Raw genomic sequence first — 21,426 nt, 5'->3', positions numbered from 1 at the left:
TCACTGTTATTCGTAATTTTTTGTACATTTTTATAAGTGTCAATTTTACAGTAATATGAATTCAGCATATGTAATAGGTGTAGATTTTGGTACCGACTCAGTACGCTCCATTATTGTAGATGTACGGAACGGGCAGGAAGTAACTGCTGCGGTATTTTACTATCCCCGCTGGAAAGATGGACTGTACTGCAACGCCGCAGAAAGCCGCTTTCGCCAGCATCCACTGGACTATATCGAGGGGTTGGAAACCACCATCAAACAATGCCTGCAGCAAGCCGGCAGTAACATCGCCGCTCACATTAAAGCCATTTCAGTAGATACCACCGGCTCCAGCCCGGTAGCGGTAGATGAAACCGGTACACCACTGGCATTGACGCCCGCCTTCCGCGACAATCCAAACGCCATGTTTGTACTCTGGAAAGATCATACTGCGCTGAAGGAAGCTGCTGCTATTAACGCCACTGCCGCCACTTTTGAAGAAAACTATCTCCGCTTTGTGGGCGGTATCTATTCCTCTGAATGGTTCTGGGCTAAGTTGCTGCATATACTTCGTGTAGACGAGCCCGTTAGAAAAGCCACTTATTCCTGGGTAGAGCATTGCGACTGGATACCTTTCCTGTTGTCAGGTGGCACGCATGTCAGTCAACTGAAGAGAGGCGTTTGCAGCGCAGGACACAAAGCACTGTTTGCAGAAGAATTTGGCGGGCTGCCGCCGGATGCATTTTTTACCGCGGTGGATCCACTGTTACAGGGTTTTACACAGCGACTGTTTACCCGCACTTATACCGCCAGCGAAGCCGCAGGGCATCTCAGTGCGGAGTGGGCAGAAAGGCTGGGATTATCTACCAGCGTAGTTGTTGGCATCGGCGCCTTCGATGCACACATGGGTGCAGTAGGCGGACAAATAGCGCCTTATCACCTTAGCAAAGTAATGGGTACCTCTACCTGCGATATGCTGGTAGCACCTATGGAAGATATGCAACACAAGCTGGTAAAAGGCATCTGCGGTCAGGTGCCCGGATCTGTGATCCCCGGCATGATGGGCATGGAGGCGGGGCAATCTGCCTTCGGTGATGCCTATGCCTGGTTCAGCAACGTACTGGCGTGGCCGTTACAACAACTGCTGCCGGCTTCGTCGCTGATCGATGCCGACACTGCTGCGAAGCTGGCCGCAGAAACCAGCAGTAAATTAATTGCCGAATTATCGCGGCAGGCCGCACTGATCGCCCCGGACGAGCACAGTGAGCTGGGAATCGATTGGCTGAATGGTCGCCGTACCCCTGATGCGGATCAGTCGCTCAAAGGTACGCTGACAGGCCTTCACCTGGCTACAGACGCTCCGCGCCTGTTCCGCAGCGTGGCAGAATCCACCTGCTTTGGCGCCAAAGCCATTGTAGACCGCTTCGAGCGGGAAGGGGTGCCGGTTAAAGGATTGATAGGCATCGGCGGCGTCGCCAAGAAATCTGCCTTTATTATGCAGATGATGGCTGATGTGATGAACATGCCGATCCGCATTCACCGCTCCGAACAAACCTGCGCGCTCGGTGCTGCCATGTTTGCGGCCACAGCGGCTGGTCTCTTCACCCGCGTGGAAGACGCCATGGAAGCCATGGGGCAGGGATTCGAAAAAACATATACACCGGATCCCCAACGGGCAGGCATATACGCCAGCCGGTATCAAAAGTATAAAGCATTAGGCGCCTTCACCAGCGCTCTCACCATAGATTAAATTTGTATGCAACGCTACCAGGACATCCGGCAGGCCGCCTACGAAGCCAATATGCAGTTGCCCGCACTGGGATTGGTCATATTCACCTTCGGTAATGTGAGCGCCGTAGACCGCAGCCAAGGCGTATTTGCCATCAAGCCCAGCGGCGTGCCATATACCCAACTCACACCAGGCAATATGGTGATTGTGGACTTCGAAGGGAAAACCGTAGAAGGCAATTTGCGCCCTTCTTCTGATACGCTCACCCATGCTGTACTCTATCAACATTGGGAACACATCGGAGGAATTGTACACACCCATTCCACCTACGCCACCGCATGGGCACAGAGTCAGCGCGATATTCCCATTTACGGCACTACACACGCAGACCATAACACGGTAGATATTCCCTGTGCACCACCCATGTCTGACGACATGATTGCCGGCGATTATGAATACCAGACCGGTTTCCAGATCATGCGGGCATTAATCGACAGAGGCCTTACCTACGCAGAAATAGAAATGATCCTGGTAGGTAATCATGCGCCTTTTACCTGGGGTAAAACACCGGAGAAGGCCGTCTACAACAGCGCAGTATTGGAGTCGGTAGCCCAAATGGCTTACCTCACCGAGTCGATCAATGGCAATGCGCCCCGGCTGAAAGATGCCCTGATTAAAAAACATTTTGAACGCAAACATGGCCCCAATTCATACTACGGCCAATAAATTCTATCATATGCTTCAACTGAAAACATTCGAAATCTGGTTCATCACCGGTAGTCAGCACCTGTACGGCGAAGAAACCCTGAAACAGGTAGCGCTGCATAGCCAGGAGATCGCGGCCGCACTTAACAATAATTCGCGTATACCCGTTACCGTAGTATATAAGCCTACTGTCAAATCACCGGAAGAGATTTATGCGGTTTGCATGGAAGCCAACACAGCTACCAACTGTATTGGCGTTGTTACGTGGATGCATACGTTTTCACCAGCAAAAATGTGGATACGCGGACTGAAAGCGTTATCCAAGCCGATCTGCCATCTGCATACCCAATATAACCGTGATATTCCGTGGAATGAAATAGACATGGACTTCATGAACCTGAACCAGAGCGCTCATGGCGACCGTGAATTCGGGTTTATGATGAGCCGCATGCGCATTAACCGGAAAGTGATCACCGGCCATTGGCAGGATCCGGAAGTAGTGGAAGAACTAGCCGCCTGGGCCCGGGTAGCCGCCGGCTGGCACGACTGGCAAGGTGCGCGCTTTGTACGCTTCGGTGATAACATGCGCTTTGTTGCCGTTACAGATGGCGATAAAGTAGAAGCAGAAAGTAAGTTCGGCTTCTCCTGCAACACCCACGGTATAGGCGATCTCGTTAGTGTGATCAACGGCATCTCTGATAAAGAAGTAACCACACTGGTACAGGAATATACCGACAGCTACAGCATCTCCGCTGCGCTGTTAGCTGATGTGGCCCTGAAAGACGCTGCCAGGATAGAACTGGGATTAAAGGCATTCCTGGAAGCCGGCAACTACAAAGGTTTCTCCGATACATTTGAAGACTTGCACGGGATGATACAACTCCCCGGTATTGCGGTGCAACGCCTCATGAAAGCCGGCTACGGCTTTGCCGGTGAAGGCGACTGGAAAACCGCCGCGCTGGTGAGAGCCATGAAAGTAATGGGTAGCGGCTTACCGGGAGGCAACTCCTTTATGGAAGACTACACCTACCATTTTGACCCCGCCAACCCGATGGTACTGGGTTCACATATGCTGGAAATATGTGAGTCTATTGCAGAAGGAAAGCCTTCCTGTGAGAAGCACCCGCTGGGAATAGGAGGCAAGGCCGACCCGGTGCGACTGGTATTCAACACCGCCGCAGGCCCGGCTATCAATGCTTCCCTTGTAGATATGGGCAATCGTTTCCGCCTGCTGGTGAATGAAGTAGAAGCCGTAACGCCGCCACAAGACTTGCCTAAACTTCCGGTGGCCCGTGTGCTTTGGAAGCCATACCCCGATATGAAGAAAGCATGCACTGCCTGGATATTGGCGGGGGGCGCGCATCATACCTGCTACAGCCAAAATCTGACTTCCACTCATATGCAGGATTTCGCTGAGATGGCAGGCATAGAACTGGCGCTGATAGGTAGGAACACCGATTTGCGTGAGTTTAAGAATGAATTACGCTGGAATGATATAGCTTACTAGCAGTCATCTTATTAGTACATGCAGGAAGTTATTGACATAACGCGTACTGCATGTACTAAAAGGGATCCCTAAAAACCCAACAGCCAAAATGAAAAATGTACTCTCCACAGGCGATATTATCGTCTTTATTATTTATTTCGTTGTCGTATCTGCATATGGTTACTGGATATACAGCCGGAAGAAAAAGGCCGCTACGGATACCAAAGACTTCTTTCTTGCAGAAGGATCGCTTACCTGGTGGGCTATTGGTGCTTCCCTGATTGCCTCCAATATTTCCGCTGAACAGTTTATCGGGATGAGTGGAGATGGTTATTTTGTTGGGATAGCGGTGGCGGCCTATGAGTGGATAGCGGCGATCGCCCTTATCATTATTGCAGTGTGGTTTATTCCCATCTACCTGAAGAATAAAATTTATACCATGCCGCAGTTCCTGAAAACGCGCTACAATGAAACAGTGGCGCTGATCATGGCAATTTTCTGGCTGTTTCTCTATGTGTTTGTTAACCTCACTTCTATTTTATATCTCGGGGCATTGGCCATCAATGGGTTGCTGGGAGGTGAATACCTGCATGTGGTAATGATTGCCCTTTCCATTTTTGCGGTGATCATTACGTTAGGGGGTATGAAAGTAATTGGTTATACAGATGTAATACAGGTGAGTGTATTGATCATTGGCGGGCTGGCCACCACTTACATGGCATTAACGCTGGTAAGTGAAAAGTTTGGCCTGGGACATAATGCGCTGGCGGGTTTTGGTGCGCTGATGAAAGATGCGCCGGATCATTTTCATATGATACTTGCCAAGCCAGACGCAAGCTCCTCGCAGGAGTATATCAATAAATACCTGGTGCTGCCGGGTATACTGATGTATGCTGCGGGTCAGTGGATTGTGAACCTTAACTACTGGGGATGTAACCAGTATATTACACAACGTGCGCTGGGAGCTAACCTGCAGACAGCCCGTCACGGAATCCTGTTCGCCGGTTTGCTGAAAATAATGATGCCCGTAATTGTGATGTTACCTGGTATTGCGGCCTATGTGCTGCAAAAAAATGGGCATCTGCCGGGGCTGGCCAGTAAAGACGGCGCCTATGCGGCTATCCTTGGTTTTCTTCCGGCAGGCCTGAAAGGCTTGTCTATCGCAGCTTTAACTGCGGCAATAGTTGCTTCGCTTGCGGGCAAAGCCAATAGTATTTCCACCATTTTCACACTGGACATATACCGCAGGTATATCCGCAAAGATGCGGAGGAAGCCAAACTGGTATGGACAGGTCGTATCACGGTAGTGGTAGCGATGATATTGGCGATACTTTTTACCTGGAATGATTTGCTGGGCATCGGCGGAGAAGGTGGTTTTACTTTTATTCAAAAGTATACAGGCTTCATCAGCCCGGGCGTGTTTGCGATGTTCCTGCTGGGCATGTTCTGGAAGCGTACTACCGGCACGGCTGCCATAGCCGGTATCATTACCGGTTTCACGCTCTGCGTATTCTTTAACCAGTTTGCGCCGGTGGTATTAGGTCATGAAACGCTGTTCTATACCGCTTATCCCAATGGGAAAGGAGGTTATGAAATTCCCTTCCTTATCTGTATGGGACTGGCGTTTATGTTTACCATGATAGTAATGATTGCCATTAGCCTGGCCGGTCCTAAGGTAAATCCAAAGGCATTCATCCTGGATAAAGGTATGTTCCGCATCAGCCCGGCTACTCTGGTGATAATCGTTATTACCCTGTTGCTGTTATCTGCGCTGTATATACGCTTTTGGTAACGTATAGCAAGTTATCTTAGCACAGCAATAACACAATTTATGAAACGGTTACCCGTTGTAAAAAGACGAATAACAAAATGAAAACATACCGTATTGTAACAGCTTTCCTGTTGTTAACCGGCGTATATGCCTCGCCGTTAGCAGCACAACAGCCATTGAATTTTACCATTAAAGCCAACGAAATAAAGGCGAGGGTATCACCTCATATGTGGGGGATCTTTTTTGAAGATATCAACCTCAGCGCAGATGGTGGTATTTACGCGGAGCTGGTGAAGAACCGTTCTTTTGAATTCAGTAGCCCGTTGATGGGTTGGAGTATTCCGAAAGATGTGGCAGGCAACGGGCGGGTACTGATCGTCAATCGCCAGGCCGATCATCCGGCTAATCCGCGCTTCGCGAGGATAACAGTGCCGGGTACACGTAGTTTTGCACTGGTCAATGAGGGCTTTCGGGGCATGGGCATCAAAGCAGGAGAGCAATACAACTTCTCCCTGTATGCCCGTCAGCAGGGAAGCACCGCGGTGAAAGTAACAGCCACCCTGCTGGATGAAAACGGAAATGCTATTGGCAGCACCACGCTTACGCCGGAAGGCAGTAGCTGGCAGCAATACAAAGGCAGTTTCACTGCTACTGCAACCGTTCCTAAAGCGAAGCTGCAGGTACAATACAGCGGCCCTGGCATCATCGACGCAGACATGATCTCCCTTTTCCCACAACATACCTGGAAAGAGCGCCCCAATGGCCTGCGCGCTGACCTGGTGCAACTGCTGGCAGATCTGCATCCCGGGTTCCTTCGCTTTCCCGGCGGCTGCATTGTTGAAGGGAAAGAGCTAAGCAATCGTTACCAGTGGAAGAAAACGGTTGGAGATGTGAATGAACGGACGCTGATCATGAACCGCTGGAATAATGAGTTCGCCCACCGTGCCACACCGGACTACTTCCAGTCGTTCGGGCTTGGCTTCTTTGAATACTTCCAGCTGGCAGAAGATATCGGTGCCACGCCGCTGCCAATTCTCAATTGCGGCATGGCCTGCCAGTATAACAGCGGCGAAGTGGTAGCCGTGGATGAACTGGATCCTTACATCCAGGATGCATTGGATTTGATAGAATTTGCTAACGGAGATGTACACACTACCTGGGGCGCGCTTCGTGCTAAAATGGGTCACCCGGCGCCTTTTAACCTGCAAATGCTGGGTGTAGGCAATGAACAGTGGGGACCGCAATACGTAGAACGCTACACCATTTTTGCGAAAGCTATTAAGTCGCGGTATCCGGCCATACAACTGGTGAACAGCCTGGGGCCGGGCCCCAGTGGAGATCAGTTTAATTTCCTGAACGATACGCTGCGGAAACTGCATGCAGATATCCTGGATGAGCACTATTACAGCTCGCCGGAATGGTTCCTGAAAAATGCAGCCCGTTATGATACCTACGATCGCCACGGTCCTAAAATTTTCGCCGGCGAATATGCCGCCCATACCAGGGAAGCAGTGGAAGGCGCTAATAAAAATACCTGGCAATGCGCCCTCGCAGAAGCTGCTTTCATGACCGGGCTGGAACGCAATGCAGATGTAGTGGCCATGGCCTCGTACGCACCGCTGCTGGCGCATGTGGATGGATGGCAATGGGCGCCGGACCTGATCTGGTTCGATAATCTCCGCGCTTATGGCACTCCTAACTATTATGTACAAAAACTGTATGCCAACAACAAAGGAAGCGAGGTAGTACCTATACTGAAAGACAATAGTATCATCAGTGGGCAGGACAGCGTATATGCGTCTGCGGTACTTGACCAGGTGATGGGGGAACTGGTCGTAAAACTGGTAAATACATCTGCTGCTACCAAGCCGGTTACATTAGCGGTGCAGGGCGTGAAACCGGGAGCTAAAGGGCAGTTGGTAACATTGCAGCATCACCAGCTACAGGGACTTAATTCATTGGATCAGCCTACCAATATTTCCCCGGTAACGCAAAATATCGATATAAAAGGTAAAACCATACAAACCAATATGGCGCCCTGGTCTTTTTATGTGATCCGGGCGAAGATAAATAAGTAAATCAGCAAACTGTCTCTATATAAAATAAAAACCGTTGCCGGCATAGTAGCTGTCAACGGTTTTTTATTTTAGTTCAGAAGCGTGCTGCTGCACCTGGTCAATGATACAGCAGTACGCCGGTATTATTCTTTTATCATCCGGCAACCATACAGGGGACCTGCGCTGTTATTAGCTTTAGGTACAAACCGTATGTTAACGTGTTCTTTTCCTTTGGTGAGATGTTCCGGTATAGCATAGGAGATGTGATAGAACCTGCTCTCTTTGAATTTGTTGAGATCTTCTGTAGCAATGGTGGTTCCCTCTACCACAATATCGAAGGCCCGGCCACGGTTATCCATGCCCCAGTAGGTACATTGCAGGGAGTGTTTGCTATCAGGGGCTACTTTCATCCGGAAAGTAAAGTAGCCTTCCGGCCATGCTATGCGCCATTTGCGGCCGTGTTCTTCTTCTGTACCGGTTTTTTCACCACTGAAATCATGGTCACGTTCCGGTTGCATTTCACCCGGGCGGAAGATGTCGGTAGTGCGGGCATCCAGTTCCTGTTGTTTCTTTTTTTCTGCTGCATATACTACCTGTTGCTGTTGCCAGCTTTCCGGTGAAAATACGTCCCAGTAAACGGTATAGTATTCGTTTTTAGTTTGATAGAAAGGTATCAGTGTAACATCGTGTGGCTGCGCGGTGCCGGCAGAGCGGAATTGGAGCGTGCTGGCATCTGTCCGCCTGATCCAGGTATCCGGAGCAGGGTTGGCTGTTACCAATACGGGAACACCGCTAACAGGATCGGGTTCTTTCTCCCCCAGAACACCGGATAATAATACCGGGCCGTAAAAAAGCGCTTGCCGGTTTTGATTATCGGGTATGGCTTCTGTGTAAACATCTGCCGGAAGTGTTAACTCAATTTTGTCGTTATTTTTCCAGTTGCGGCGGATAACGAAATAGCCGCCGGCATCTGTTGTAAGCGGTTGTGTGGTACCATTTACCCGTAAGGTAATACCTGCTCTTGCCCAGGCAGGCTTACGGATGCGGATGGTAAGGGAAACGGGTTGACGGGTACTAACGGTGAGGGTCGTGCGATTGTCGGCCGGCAAATTATTTTCCTGTTTGATGATAGTACCTTTTTCCTGCCATTGGAGTATAGAAGGAATGAAGAGGTTGACATACAGGCTGCCGTCTTCTCCTTTGTAATAAATACTTTCACCATATTTCACATGGTTTTCCATACCTGAACCAAGGCAACAGGTGAAGGTTTCAAACTCATTGCTGTATTCTTTACGGCCACCCATACGAAGGGGAATGAAGTAGCACATCATACCGGTTTCATGATTTTGAGAAGCCAGGATATGGTTGTACAGGGCTTTTTCGTAATAGTCCATCAATCTTGCCTGGGGAGACAATGCAAACAGGTGCCTTGTCAGCTTCAGCATATTATAGGTATTGCAGGATTCAGTGGTATTATCTGTCAGCGCATCGTTGAGTTGCCGGGCAGGACCAAAATATTCGTAGTTGCTATTGCCGCCGTTTGCATAGGAGTGGTCGCTGGTAACTATTTCCCAGAAGTGTTTTGCAATAGCAGCATCGTTGCTGTCTTTATTCAGTTCATATCTCCGTATGCTGGCAATGACTTTTGGGATTTGCGTATTGGAATGCTTACCGGGAAGTATATCTTTCCCGATTGCCAATGAATCGAGAATACGTTTATCATAGAAGCGATAGGAGAGGTCCAGGTACTTTTTGTTGCCGCTTAGCGCATAGGTGTTGACGAGTGTTTCCGCCATGCCGCCGTACTCACAAATCAACATTTGCTGCATCTGTTGTTCCGTCAGGTTTTTAATCACATTGCCGGTCCAGTCGGCGATGCCTTTATTGACCTGCAGCGCCTGTGCATTATTACAGTACAACCAGGCGTCGAGCAGGCCGGCCATTATTTTGTGTACAGTGTACCAGGGAGACCAGGCGCCGTTGAGATCAAAGCCACGGGAACGGATATTACCGGCAGCTACTTCTGTCCATAGTTTATCATCGTTGGGGAAGGCGCCAATATATCCACTGCCGCGTTTTTGCTGGCAAACTGCCAGTTCGCTTACGAGATAATTTACGCGGTTGAGATAGGCGGTGTCCTTCGTGGCGGCATATTGCAACGCACAGGCAGATAAATAATGGCCCATGGTATGACCGGCAAGACCGCCGGTTTCCCAGCCACCATATTGTTTGCCTTTAGGGACTAATCCTGCATTGCTTCGAAAGGCAGCTAACAACCTGTCAGGATCTATTTTTAAGAGATAGCGCGCATCCGCCAGCATGGCTGTTTTGAAAGGACCATCCAACAGGGTGACTGCACCCTGCGGAAAGGGATATGCTTTTATATCCACTGCCGGCTGCACTTTCATTTTTGGCTCTTTCCAACCTGGAACATAGGATTGGGCATAGATGCTACTGTGCCCTGCCAGTGCGAGACAAGCGATAATTAATTTTTTCATTTGTAAAAATTTGACGAGGTAAAACTAGCCGGCATCGGGTATAGTCACTTTCTATTTTTTGACAGATAGTAAACGTATTTTAATCAATCGCTGTTTTAAATGTTTAAATGACACTAAAAAGTAAATAAAATTATTTGACTTTAACAAGATTATCCCGATATTTAGTAACTCTTTTCACTTAACTATCAAAATACGTTATGGACATGAATTTAAAGGCTATGACTGCTCTAATAATTTCCGGTGGAACCCTGCTGGCTTCCTGTAACAACAATGCTGCTAAGAATGAAGAAGGTAAGGACTCCACTGCTGTAACTACTACGCCTGCATCAGGCGCTGTTCACTTCGGCCAGGTGGATGGTCAGGATGTGTTGCAATATACCCTGAAGAATGCCAATGGCATGGAAGTGAAAATTCTGAACTATGGTGGTACCATCACAGATATCATTACCGCTGATAAACAGGGACAAAAAGGAAACGTGGTATTATCTTACGACTCCCTGTCCGGCTACCAGCAAAAAGGACAACCATACTTCGGCGCACTGATTGGCCGCTATGCCAACAGGATTGCCAATGCCAAATTTAAACTGGATGGTAAGGAATATACCCTGGCACCTAACAACAATGGTAATAGTCTCCATGGTGGATTGAAAGGATTTGATAAAGTGGTATGGGCCGCTACACAAGCCGGTGATAGCAGCCTGCAACTGGTGTATAACAGTAAAGACGGGGAAGAAGGATATCCCGGTAATTTACAGGCAACCGTAGTGTATACACTCACACCAGACAATGCACTGCAGATTACTTATAAAGCTACCACCGATAAACCAACCCCGGTGAACCTCACCAACCACGCTTACTTTAACCTGTCAGCCGGTAAAGACAGCACCATCCTGGGACATGAGTTATCGTTGAAAGCCAATCAGTATACCCCTGTAACTGATAAGCTGATTCCTACCGGTAAACTGGAGGCAGTGAAAGGAACCCCGATGGATTTTACTTCTCCAAAGAAAATTGGTGCGGATATCGACAAGGTAAAAGGTGGCTATGACCACAACTGGGTATTGGATAAGAAAGAAGGTGTGCTGGAAACAGTGGCTACACTGTATGACCCTGCCAGCGGCCGTTATATGGAAGTTGCTACCACCCAGCCAGGTATGCAGTTTTATACCGGCAATTTCCTGGATGGTAAACTGACAAATACACGCAATGGCCAGAAATATGTGCAACATGCAGCGCTCTGCCTCGAAACACAACATTTCCCTGATTCACCTAATCAGCCATCTTTCCCGAATGTAATCCTGAAACCGGGAGAAACGTTTTCGCAGACTACAGTGTACAAATTCTCTACTAAATAGCATAAAGCAGAAAGCTTAAAGCAAAAAGCTATTGAGGCGATTGATCAAAGCGTATATAATATTCGCAATGGTCAATCGCCTCAATAGCTTTTTGCTTTAAGCTTTCTGCTTTATGCTTACTTGAAATTCGGATTCTGTATCAGCAAGCCCTGGCTTCTGTCTATTTCCTGCTGTGGCATTGGGAAGTAGTAGTTCTTAGGACGTGCAAACGTTCTTGGAGCACCTCCATTGATAATTTGAGTATTATCATATGCCAGCTTAGGTTGTTTGTATAGCGATACAATATCTACCAGTTTCGCTTTATCCCAACGGATTAAATCCTGGTGACGCTCGTTTTCGCCACATAATTCTACGCGGCGCTCATGCATCAGTTCTTTCATGCCACCGCCAATAACTGGCTTTAATGCAGCAGAGGCGCGTCTGCGTACTTTATTGATTTCAACATCACCGGCACCCGCACCATTCAGGCGGATCTTGGCTTCCGCCACCAGCAGGTAGATATCTGAAGAACGCATTAACGGCGTTTTCAGGGAATAATCCAGGCCACCGGAAGGTTTCCAGGAACAGAATTTTTTATAGTGATAACCGCTCCAGGAAGCATCTGCATTGTAAGTAGCAATACCGGTACCGATGTTTACTTTATCGCCGGGTTGCATGATGCAGATATTTTTGCGGGGGTCACCTGCTTCAAATTCATCTACCAGTCCTTTGGTAGGATAGAAGAAGCTCCATCCATTCCAGTTACGTGGAGCATGGTAGGTAATGAAATCGGAGTAGCCGTTACCATCTACGGTTTGAACTGCCATCAGCATTTCTGAATTATTACCGGTAGCTACGCTGAAATTGTCGGCATAGTTAGGTGCTAACGCATAGTTTGCATTGCTAACTACTTTGCTACCCACTTCAATCGCTTTGTCCAGCTTTTCCCAGTTCATGTACAGCTTGCACAGCAGCCCCCAGGCAGTACCTTTGCTTACACGGCCTTTGTCGGCATCGCCGTAAGATTCAGGCAGTTGATCAGCCGCAGCCAGCAGGTCTGTTTCAATTTGTTTGCGCAGTTCGTCGGCGCTTACTTTAGGTTTTTTGTAGTTGGATTTCAGTACATCATCTTCGGTTACCATGGGGGCATCTCCATAGATGAGCAGCAAACGCCAGTAGGCAAAGGCTCGGAAGAAATGCGCTTCACCGAGGCAACGGGCTTTGATAGCCGGGTCTATGTCCGTGATTTTGGGAACGTAGATCAATACGTTGTTAGCGCGGTTAATGGTTTCATATTTCCATCTCCAGCCAACTCTTACACTATAGGTGGTAGCATCGTAGGAGAAATCTTCAATAGCACCGTCATAGCCGTGGTCACCACCGCGTACCTGGTCATCGGAGCAGTTATCGAATACAAACTCGTTAAAGCCGGTATAATCTTCTTCCAGCAGCACATTATACATACCTGTAACGCCGTCTAAGGCATCACTCTGGTTACGCCAGTAGTTACCGGTGGTGTAGTTACCTTTGGGCTGTACATCCAGCACACTCTTACAACCTGCCAACAGGAAGGCACTTGCTAAAAATATATGTTTCATCCGTTGCATAGTCATTTAATTTAAAGTTCCCGTGAATTAAAAGTTAAGGGTAGCACCGAAAGTATAAGTCCGTGCCTGTGGATACGCGGCTACGTCTACACCACGTTGTCTGTTACCATCCGGTGTACCATTGTATCCCAGCTGCGGAGTCAAACCTGTATAAGGCGTCAGGATAAACAGGTTTTGTGCGGCTACGTATACATGGATATCGGAGATACCGCTGCGACCCCATAATTTAGACGGAATAGTATATCCCAGGGAAACATTTTTCAGGGAGAAGTAACTACCATTTTCTACAAAGCGGTCAGATACGCGGGCGTTGCGATTGTCATCGTTTTTAGACATACGTGGTACGCTGTTGCTGGTACCTGCACCATGCCAGCGGTTTAACGCTTCTGCATACATGTTGTAGGAATAGGTAGGGTCCATGCCTTGCATTTTGTCTGCGTTGTACAGTTTAACACCGCTTACACCGGCAAAGGAGAGGCTCAGGTCAAAGCCTTTGTAGCTGCCGCTGGCCTGGATACCGTATACCATTTTAGGATTCGGGCTGCCCAGGTTTACACGGTCTTTGTCGTCTACAATACCATCGCCGTTGATGTCGAGGAAACGAACATCACCTGGTTTGATTTTATCTTTATTAGGATCATGTGCCACGTTAGCATCGTTCTGGATGTCGGCGGCAGTTTGATAGATACCATCAGTTTTCCAGCCATAGTAAGATGCCAGCGGCTGACCTACATAAGTGCGGGAAATTTCTACTCCTTGTCTGCCATACGGTGTAGAGCCGATGTAAGAAGAAGGATCGTATAATTTGGTGACTTCATTTTTGATGAAGGAAGCGTTAGCGCTCACATTGTAGCGGAAACCGTGGTTACCGCCCTGGTAGCCTACTTCTACTTCCCAGCCTTTGTTGTTCAACTGACCGATGTTACGATCGGGGATAGTGGCAGTACCGTGGAGATCCATTTCCGGTGCGGGTACCAGCATGTCGCGGGTGTTCTTGTTAAACCAGGTAATGGTGGTATTCAGTTTGTTGTCGAAGAAACCGGCTTCCAGGCTGATGTTGGTCATAGCCGCTTTTTCCCAGGTGATGTTAGGGTTAGCGAGACTGGCATTCCAGATACCGGTGAACGGCATATCGCCGAAGTTATATCGTCTGTCTTTGAGAACAGGTGCGAGGTATTGGAAGTCGGCCACGTTTTGGTTACCCAGTTGTCCCCAGCCACCGGTGATTTTCAGGTTGCTGACCACTTTCACGTTTTCCTTGAAGAAGGTTTCGTCTGAAACGCGCCATCCTGCAGAGAAAGCTGGGAAGTAACCCCAGCGTTGATCAGGTGCAAACCGGGAGGAACCATCTGCGCGGAAGGTAACGGTCAGCAGGTATTTTTCTTTATAGCCATAGAAGCCTCTTACAAAGCCGGAAGCGATAGCGTTGGCAGGTTTGAAGTTACCTTGTGCATCGTGGATATCGTTACCATTGCTCAGTACACGTTGATCAGGAGATTCGTCGTTGAAGCCCCAGCGGTCAGCGCGGAAGAAAGAGCCATTGTAGGTTTGCTGGGAATAACCACCGGTAAACGTGATGTGGTGTACCTGGTTAAAGAACTTGTTATACGTCATGAAGATTTCGCTCAGCTGGTTATTTTCCGTAGTGCTGCGGTTGAATAATTCGGCATGGTCACGGGCACGGGTTTGATCCAGTACTTTAGGAGCGAAGTTATACTCGTTGTAGATATTACCATCGAAGCCGTAGTTGGCGCGGAGGGTAAGACCATCGGTAATTTCCAGTTCTCCGTATACGCTGGCCAGCATGCGGTAGGTTTTACCCCACTGGTCGGTGGTTTCAGCGGTATATACGGGGTTGTTGATATCACCCAGTTCATTGCTGGCTTTGGAGCTACCGTAGCTGCCATCAGGGTTGTGTACCGGGATAGCAGGGTTGAAGCGGAGTGCGCTGAAGATAAGACCAGTCTGGGAAGAATAAGTATCCGGGCCGGAGTTTTGTTTATAGGTCAACTGCATATTTTCACCTACTTTGAAACGTTTGCCCAGCTTGTGTTCTGAGTTGATGCGTACAGAGTAGCGTTTGAAATAGGAGTTAACAATGAGACCGTTTTCATCGTAGTAACCTGCGCTCAGCATGTAGTTGGAGCTGGCGTTACCACCGCGTAAGCTAACGTCTGCATTTGTAACGTTACCGGAGCGGAGGAGGGCGCGTTGCCAGTCGGTCCGTTGGGTAGCGTAGTAAGGATCTTTCCAGATCGGGTCTACAGCGCCGCCATCGTTGGTAGCGCGTTCCTGTTTCAGCATAGCCAGGTCAGGAGCGGTGAGCAATGGAATATAGCGGATGGTATTGGAAATACCGCGGTATACATTGACAGATGCTTTTAATTTTTCGCCGTAGTTGCCTTTTTTAGTGGTGATGATCACCACGCCATTGGCGGCACGGGTACCATATATCGCAGAGGAAGAGGCATCTTTCAGGATTTCCATGGAGGCGATGTCGTTAGGGTTTACATCATTCAGGCCGGTGGCGGGGATACCATCGATAATCACGAGTGGATCGGCGTTGTTGATGGTACCGGTACCGCGTATACGAATAGACGGGGTGCTGCCGGGTGCTCCATCAGAGCGAACGATGTCTACGCCGGTTACGCGGCCCTGTATGGCAGAAGCAGCGTCGGGTACCGGCAGGTTTTTGATGTCGGAACCTTTAACGGAAGCGATGGTTCCGGTAACGTCGCGACGGGTTTGGGTACCGTAACCTACTACTACAACTTCTCCCAATCCTTTTGTGGTAGCATTCAGAGATACGTTAATCACGCTCTTGTCGCCGACCGTGATTGTTTGCGGCTCGTAGCCGATAAACGAGAACAAAACCGATTTAGCACCTGACGGTAAAGAAAGGCTATAGTTCCCTTTTGCATCTGTACTGGTGCCATTGCTGGTGCCCGGCACTAATACATTTACACCAGGCAGACCTGCGCCGTCTGCCGCTCCGGTAACTTTTCCGGTAATGGTCTTCTGGGCTATTGCAGCGCTGGTGACTGCCAATAGGAAGACCATTAGAAAGCATAATTTTCCAGTGAATGAATACCTCATAATTTGATGAATAAAGAAGTGAATTAGATAAACGTGAATTTGTACAGATTACGGCCTGTCTGTTGATTGTTTACTGAATTACTGGTTTTGGTTGTGAATGAATAATTTTTGCTAAATCGTTTTTTCAATATTGCCTGTTGTAGGTTTGTTTTTTAGTTTTTCACTGGGCTGCAAAAATGATGATGAAAAAATGGTTGGCTCACTCACATGACTACATACACCGTACTTGGCCAGAAAGGTAATGAATTTTACAAATGTAGCAGTATAGTTTTTTAACTGGTACTGATAGTGGATTAATTATGTATTAACAGTTGAGAAGGCGTATGGCAGACGCTTATGGCGGGCAAAATAAAAAAGGGGCTGATTTATCAGCCCCTTGAAAAACGTAGGTAGATTAGTTGGAAGGTACTTTTTCTTTTGGAGGGGAGACCCGTGTCCCCTGATGCTGTTGCCGCCTGTTAGCCAGGTAATACACCGGGATACCTGCCAGCGTAATAATCATTCCCGGCCAGGTAAACCGTGGTTTATAAATAAATAATAAACTACAAAAAGCCAGCCCCATCAAAATATACAACACAGGCAATACAGGATATCCAACCGCTTTATACGGTCGGTCTGCGTCCGGACGTTGCCGGCGAAGCACAAAAATTCCGGCAATCGTTAGCATGTAGAATGCCACTACTACAAAAGAAATCATATCGAGTAAGTCGCCATACCTGCCGCTTAAACACCACACACAGGCCAGCACACATTGAATCCACAATGCAAATGCCGGTACGGCCGCCTTATTTAACGTGCCTGCTTTTTTGAAAAATACACCGTCGTTCGCCATCGTATGATACACCCGCGCTCCCGCCAGTATCAGTCCGTTGTTGCACCCAAAGGTGGATATCATAATCATGGCAGCGATAACAACGGTGCCGGCATTTCCGAGTACAGCCTGTGATACGGACACTGCTACCCGGTCTTTCGGCGCCTGGGCAATATCTGGTAATGGTAATACCGCGAGATAGGTGATATTGGTGAGCAGGTAAATCAAGGTCACAATGGCTGTTCCCAGGAAAAGACTCAACCCGATGTTACGTCGCGGATTTTTTATTTCACCGGCTACGAAAGCCACATTATGCCAGGAGTCACTGCTGAATACAGATCCTACCATGGCTGCTGCGATAGCGCCCAATGCCGCCATAAGGGAATAGGAGGGACCACTGGCGCCGGCAATCAGCGGATGCAGGTGCCAGGCATGCTCCCAGTTGGCCGCCCATACAGCCGGCTTTAATGCCACCAATCCGCAAATGATTAATGCTGCCAGGCTTACCAGCTTCGTTAGCGTAAAAGTAGTTTGAATCGTTTTGCCTCCTTCAATACCCCGTGTATTCATATAGGTTAGCAGCACAATCACCATAATGGAAAGTAACTGTGCAGCACTTACCTGGATAAATCCCAGGTCCATTAATATATGTTCTTCACTGAATACCGGTAGCAGATAAGCGGTGAATTTGGCAAAGGCTACACCTACGGCGGCTATGGTGGCCGTTTGTATAACGGTGAAAAAGCTCCAGCCATATAAGAATGCCGTCATAGGGTTATATGCCTCTTTCAGGTATACATATTGTCCGCCGGCACGGGGAAACATGCTGCTCAGTTCACCATAGCTTAATGCTGCGGTGAGTGTCATAAAGCCGGTGATAGCCCATACCAGCAGCAACCAGCCGGCACTGCCGGTGTGACGGGTAATGTCGGCACTAACAATAAAAATTCCGGAGCCTATCATACTGCCCGCCACGATCATCGTGGCATCCAGCAGCTTGATAGACGGCTTGAACGAAGGAATGTCTGACATAGTAACGATAGTAGTTTGGTTGATATCACCTTAAATCTACTGTTACTTTGCTGGCAATTCTATTCGCTTATTGACCAATACTATGCAGATTTTGTAGTTGCTCCGTCCGGAGTATGATCCAATTGTTCATATTCCCGCAAATAACTACGGGGTGATTTCCCGGTAATACTTTTAAATACCCGGTTGAAGTTGGCGATACTATTGAAGCCACAATTGTAAGCAACCGTGGCGATGCTGTCGAATGAGCCACCCGCCAGCTTTTTGCAGGCTTCATTGATGCGTACCTCGTTTAAGAAAGATACGAACGTTAAGCGGGTATGTTTTTTGAAATAACGGCAAAATGCCTGTGGCGTCATATGCGCCTCGCGGGCAATATCTTCCAGCTTTATTTCAGTATCATAGTGCTGCATAATATAATTATAGATATACCCGATGCGGATACCTTCCTGCTCATTCACCGCCGATAAGCGGGACCCCGTAATCAATGGCTCCAGCCCTTTGATGGTCAGAAAGAAATTCATCAGCTCCACAAATGCCAGGAACTGCGCAATGCCCTGCGACTGGTGAATCTTCAGCATACGGCTGGAAATATCCAGTATATGCGCTTCCGGAACTTTAAACCCGTTGCGCGACTGCTCTACAAACGTCCTGATCTTCTTAAATTCCGGTAATTCAAATAACGGCGACAGTTTACCCTCCGGGTTAAAAAATAATGTCAATGCCTGCACATTCTTCTTGTTCTTACTTCCAAACGGCAATTCCTCGCTCTTTAATACATGGGGCTGATTACTGCCTATCCAGTAAATTTCATTTGACCAGAATGCATGCATATTGTTCTCTACTATTAACGTTCCATGGCCATGCTGTATCCAGGTGAGCTGGATTTCTTCATGCCGGTGCAGGTGCGGATAGAAAGCCGGCAGCGAATCTTTTTGTGTGATAATGGTTTTGTCGTGCGCTACAGGTATTGTAAACTGTAATACTTTCATGTACTTTACATTATTCTTTTTTTAACACCTTTCAGGGATTTATCGCCGAAATTAGGTGAAGATATGAGAACAAGTTATTAAAAATCGTTTAAAAACTCCGATTTGTGCGTAGTACTTTTAAAAAAAAACAGACCAGCACCTGTTTTTTATAATTGTCTATAATACATTTATTTACAGCAGATCCGCATCACATATGAGGTACCTGAAATTCCTTTTCTTTCTGGCACTACCAGGTCTTGCACCGGTAATGCTTACTGCGCAACAAAGCCAGCCAACTCCCTACCTACCTGCACATGCGGAAATATTGCAGCGCTATCGTAATATGCAGCGACTGGATACCATTACCCGTAGAACGGTGTTCCGGCATAACGTAGATGCCAACTGGTTACCGGATGGTAACGCATTTTGGTATAGGGCCGATAACAAAGACAGCACAAAAACTTATTATCTTGTGAATGCCCTGACCGGGAAAAAAGAGGTAATAACGGATACTGCAAAAATTGCAAATTTATCAGGAAAAACAACCGGCCCCCGACCTTTCCAGCACCGGGAACCCAGTCGCTGGGAAAGCTTCGCCACCGACAGTATTTCGCCCGACAAGCAGTGGGTTGCCACCAGCATCCAGGGGAATGTATATATAAGGTCGCTGAAAGATGGCAGCCTGACACCTTTTACACATGATGGCGATACAGCGAAAGACTATTATGGCGCCCTCGCCTGGGCGCCCGACAGCAAACACCTGGTAGGCTATCGTATTCACCCCGTAGAAGATTCCGCTGTATATTATGTGTTAACAAGTGTGCCGGGTACCTCCCGCGGACAACTCCGCTCACAACCGTACAAGCAGCCAGGAGACCCGTTTACCACCTACGAAATGTACGTGTTTAACCCGGTCGCCAAAACCACCATCAAAGTCAATACGCCTATCATCGATTTCTTTGATACCCCGGTGTTACACTGGCGCCATGCCGATAACCGTTATTTTCTTTACGAGAAACCAGACCGCGGCCATCAGCGCTTCCGCATTATAGAAGTGGACGCTACTAACGGTAACACCCGTACGGTATTGGAGGAAAAAACAACCACCTTTATTTATGAGTCACGGATATATACACACTATCTTCCCGAAACCAACGAACTGCTATGGACCTCTGAAAAAGACGGCTGGCAGCATCTCTACTTGGTAAATACGCTCACCGGCGAAATAAAAAATGAAGTGACCAAAGGTGATTGGGTTGTGCGGGACATCGATAGCGTAGATGCTGTGAAAAGAGAAATATGGTTCCGTGGCAGTGGCAGAAACAATGGAGAAGATCCTTATTTCATCCACTATTATCGTATCCGCTTCGATGGCAGTAAGCTGCTGGATCTTACTCCGGCCACCGGTAATCACCTCGTTTTCTTTTCTCCCGATAAAAAATTTTATATAGATAAATATTCGCAGGTAAATGTGCCTCCGGTAAATGAGTTGCGCCGTACCGGCGACGGAAAACTGATTACCACGTTGGAAAAAGCAGATGTCAGCGCGTGGCAGGCCACCGGCGTACCTTTCCCGGTACCATTTGCAGCAAAGGGGCGCGATGGCAAAACAGATATCTGGGGCATCATGTGCCGCCCTTCCAACATGGATCCCAACAAGCAATACCCGGTAGTAGAAAATATTTATGCAGGTCCGCAGGATGCCTATGTACCCAAAAGCTTTATGAGCTATTATTCTGATATGCAGGCGCTCGCGGATCTGGGCTTTATTGTGGTGCAAATAGATGGTATGGGCACTGCCAACCGCTCTAAAGCATTTCATGATGTATGCTGGAAAAACCTGGTGGACGCCGGCTTCCCGGATCGTATGCTATGGATCAAAGCCCTGGCCCGCCAGTACTCCTTCGTGGATACCAGCAGGGTAGGGCTATACGGCACTTCTGCAGGTGGACAAAATGCCCTCGGCGGACTCCTCTTTCATCCGGAGTTTTATAAAGCTGCAGTGGCCTCCTGTGGCTGTCATGATAACCGGGTAGATAAACAATGGTGGAATGAACAATGGATGGGATACCCGTTAGACAAACATTATGAAGAACAATCCAACATCACCAATGCCGGTAAGCTACAGGGAAACCTGCTACTCATAGTAGGAGAAGCGGATACCAATGTGCCGCCGGAATCTACTTACCGGGTGATTGACGCACTCATCAAAAAAGGAAAAACCTTTGAGTTTTTACCGGTACCCGGGATGGGACATAGTGATGGCGGCCCTTATGGCCGTATAAAGCGCCGCGATTTTTTTGTGCAGCACCTGCTGAAGGCAACACCACCGGATAGAAATATTAACGAATAA

General features: G+C 48.1%; 12 protein-coding genes. 7 read left to right on the top strand and 5 right to left on the bottom strand.

Going from position 1 to position 21,426, the window contains the following annotated elements; genetic code table 11:
• The first annotated feature begins 55 nt into the window (after positions 1 to 55).
• The 5 genes from J7623_RS29160 to J7623_RS29140 all read left to right on the top strand — a co-directional run bounded on the left by J7623_RS29160 (position 56) and on the right by J7623_RS29140 (position 7,748).
• Positions 56 to 1,729, top strand: a complete 1,674-nt coding sequence (locus tag J7623_RS29160) for a ribulokinase (RefSeq protein WP_291928009.1) — start codon at positions 56 to 58, stop codon at positions 1,727 to 1,729.
• A gap of 6 nt (positions 1,730 to 1,735) precedes the next feature.
• Entirely contained in the window at positions 1,736 to 2,434 is a 699-nt protein-coding gene (locus tag J7623_RS29155; protein WP_291928006.1) for an L-ribulose-5-phosphate 4-epimerase, read from the top strand.
• Positions 2,435 to 2,444: 10 nt separating this feature from the next.
• Positions 2,445 to 3,920: an L-arabinose isomerase gene (gene araA, locus J7623_RS29150; RefSeq protein WP_291928004.1), complete on the top strand. Its 1,476-nt coding sequence runs from the start codon at positions 2,445 to 2,447 to the stop codon at positions 3,918 to 3,920.
• Positions 3,921 to 4,008: 88 nt separating this feature from the next.
• On the top strand, positions 4,009 to 5,691 hold the full coding sequence (locus J7623_RS29145; RefSeq protein WP_291928003.1) for a sodium/solute symporter: 1,683 nt from the start codon (positions 4,009 to 4,011) through the stop codon (positions 5,689 to 5,691).
• A gap of 77 nt (positions 5,692 to 5,768) precedes the next feature.
• Positions 5,769 to 7,748 carry an alpha-L-arabinofuranosidase C-terminal domain-containing protein gene (locus J7623_RS29140; protein WP_291928000.1) on the top strand — a complete coding sequence of 660 codons (1,980 nt, stop codon included), beginning with the start codon at positions 5,769 to 5,771 and terminating at the stop codon, positions 7,746 to 7,748.
• A gap of 122 nt (positions 7,749 to 7,870) precedes the next feature.
• Here the strand turns inward: J7623_RS29140 and J7623_RS29135 are convergent, their stop codons facing one another.
• A complete protein-coding gene (locus J7623_RS29135) occupies positions 7,871 to 10,225 on the bottom strand; it encodes a glycoside hydrolase family 127 protein (protein WP_291927997.1) in 2,355 nt (784 codons plus the stop codon).
• A gap of 218 nt (positions 10,226 to 10,443) precedes the next feature.
• Here J7623_RS29135 and J7623_RS29130 point away from each other — a divergent pair, with 218 nt between their 5' ends.
• Positions 10,444 to 11,580 (top strand): aldose epimerase family protein, encoded by a 1,137-nt coding sequence (locus J7623_RS29130; protein ID WP_291927993.1) that lies wholly within the window; start codon positions 10,444 to 10,446, stop codon positions 11,578 to 11,580.
• 116 nt (positions 11,581 to 11,696) lie between these two features.
• Here the strand turns inward: J7623_RS29130 and J7623_RS29125 are convergent, their stop codons facing one another.
• The 4 genes from J7623_RS29125 to J7623_RS29110 all read right to left on the bottom strand — a co-directional run bounded on the left by J7623_RS29125 (position 11,697) and on the right by J7623_RS29110 (position 19,094).
• The gene (locus tag J7623_RS29125) at positions 11,697 to 13,157 is read right to left on the bottom strand and encodes a RagB/SusD family nutrient uptake outer membrane protein (RefSeq protein ID WP_291927990.1); all 1,461 of its coding nucleotides are present in this window, start codon (positions 13,155 to 13,157) and stop codon (positions 11,697 to 11,699) included.
• Between the two features lie 36 nt (positions 13,158 to 13,193).
• On the bottom strand, positions 13,194 to 16,226 hold the full coding sequence (locus tag J7623_RS29120) for a TonB-dependent receptor (protein ID WP_291927988.1): 3,033 nt from the start codon (positions 16,224 to 16,226) through the stop codon (positions 13,194 to 13,196).
• A 430-nt stretch (positions 16,227 to 16,656) separates the two neighbouring features.
• Positions 16,657 to 18,105: an amino acid permease gene (locus tag J7623_RS29115; RefSeq protein ID WP_291927985.1), complete on the bottom strand. Its 1,449-nt coding sequence runs from the start codon at positions 18,103 to 18,105 to the stop codon at positions 16,657 to 16,659.
• An 80-nt stretch (positions 18,106 to 18,185) separates the two neighbouring features.
• Positions 18,186 to 19,094 (bottom strand): AraC family transcriptional regulator, encoded by a 909-nt coding sequence (locus tag J7623_RS29110; RefSeq protein WP_291927982.1) that lies wholly within the window; start codon positions 19,092 to 19,094, stop codon positions 18,186 to 18,188.
• 193 nt (positions 19,095 to 19,287) lie between these two features.
• On the opposite strand from J7623_RS29110, the gene J7623_RS29105 reads away from it, so the two are divergent.
• The gene (locus J7623_RS29105) at positions 19,288 to 21,426 is read left to right on the top strand and encodes a S9 family peptidase (protein WP_291927977.1); all 2,139 of its coding nucleotides are present in this window, start codon (positions 19,288 to 19,290) and stop codon (positions 21,424 to 21,426) included.

Origin of the sequence: Chitinophaga sp. (assembly GCF_017745275.1) — a bacterium.
Lineage (GTDB): Bacteria > Bacteroidota > Bacteroidia > Chitinophagales > Chitinophagaceae > Chitinophaga.
The sequence above is the reverse complement of the archived record's forward strand: the minus strand, read 5'-3'. Positions and strand labels throughout refer to the sequence as shown.

What these genes read in the sequence shown, in the direction of transcription:
- J7623_RS29160 (WP_291928009.1), top strand. Translation starts at nt 56, where the DNA reads ATGAATTCAGCATATGTAATAGGTGTAGATTTTGGTACCGACTCAGTA.
- J7623_RS29155 (WP_291928006.1), top strand. Translation starts at nt 1,736, where the DNA reads ATGCAACGCTACCAGGACATCCGGCAGGCCGCCTACGAAGCCAATATG.
- araA (WP_291928004.1), top strand. Translation starts at nt 2,445, where the DNA reads ATGCTTCAACTGAAAACATTCGAAATCTGGTTCATCACCGGTAGTCAG.
- J7623_RS29145 (WP_291928003.1), top strand. Translation starts at nt 4,009, where the DNA reads ATGAAAAATGTACTCTCCACAGGCGATATTATCGTCTTTATTATTTAT.
- J7623_RS29140 (WP_291928000.1), top strand. Translation starts at nt 5,769, where the DNA reads ATGAAAACATACCGTATTGTAACAGCTTTCCTGTTGTTAACCGGCGTA.
- J7623_RS29135 (WP_291927997.1), bottom strand. Translation starts at nt 10,225, where the DNA reads ATGAAAAAATTAATTATCGCTTGTCTCGCACTGGCAGGGCACAGTAGC.
- J7623_RS29130 (WP_291927993.1), top strand. Translation starts at nt 10,444, where the DNA reads ATGACTGCTCTAATAATTTCCGGTGGAACCCTGCTGGCTTCCTGTAAC.
- J7623_RS29125 (WP_291927990.1), bottom strand. Translation starts at nt 13,157, where the DNA reads ATGAAACATATATTTTTAGCAAGTGCCTTCCTGTTGGCAGGTTGTAAG.
- J7623_RS29120 (WP_291927988.1), bottom strand. Translation starts at nt 16,226, where the DNA reads ATGGTCTTCCTATTGGCAGTCACCAGCGCTGCAATAGCCCAGAAGACC.
- J7623_RS29115 (WP_291927985.1), bottom strand. Translation starts at nt 18,105, where the DNA reads ATGTCAGACATTCCTTCGTTCAAGCCGTCTATCAAGCTGCTGGATGCC.
- J7623_RS29110 (WP_291927982.1), bottom strand. Translation starts at nt 19,094, where the DNA reads ATGAAAGTATTACAGTTTACAATACCTGTAGCGCACGACAAAACCATT.
- J7623_RS29105 (WP_291927977.1), top strand. Translation starts at nt 19,288, where the DNA reads ATGAGGTACCTGAAATTCCTTTTCTTTCTGGCACTACCAGGTCTTGCA.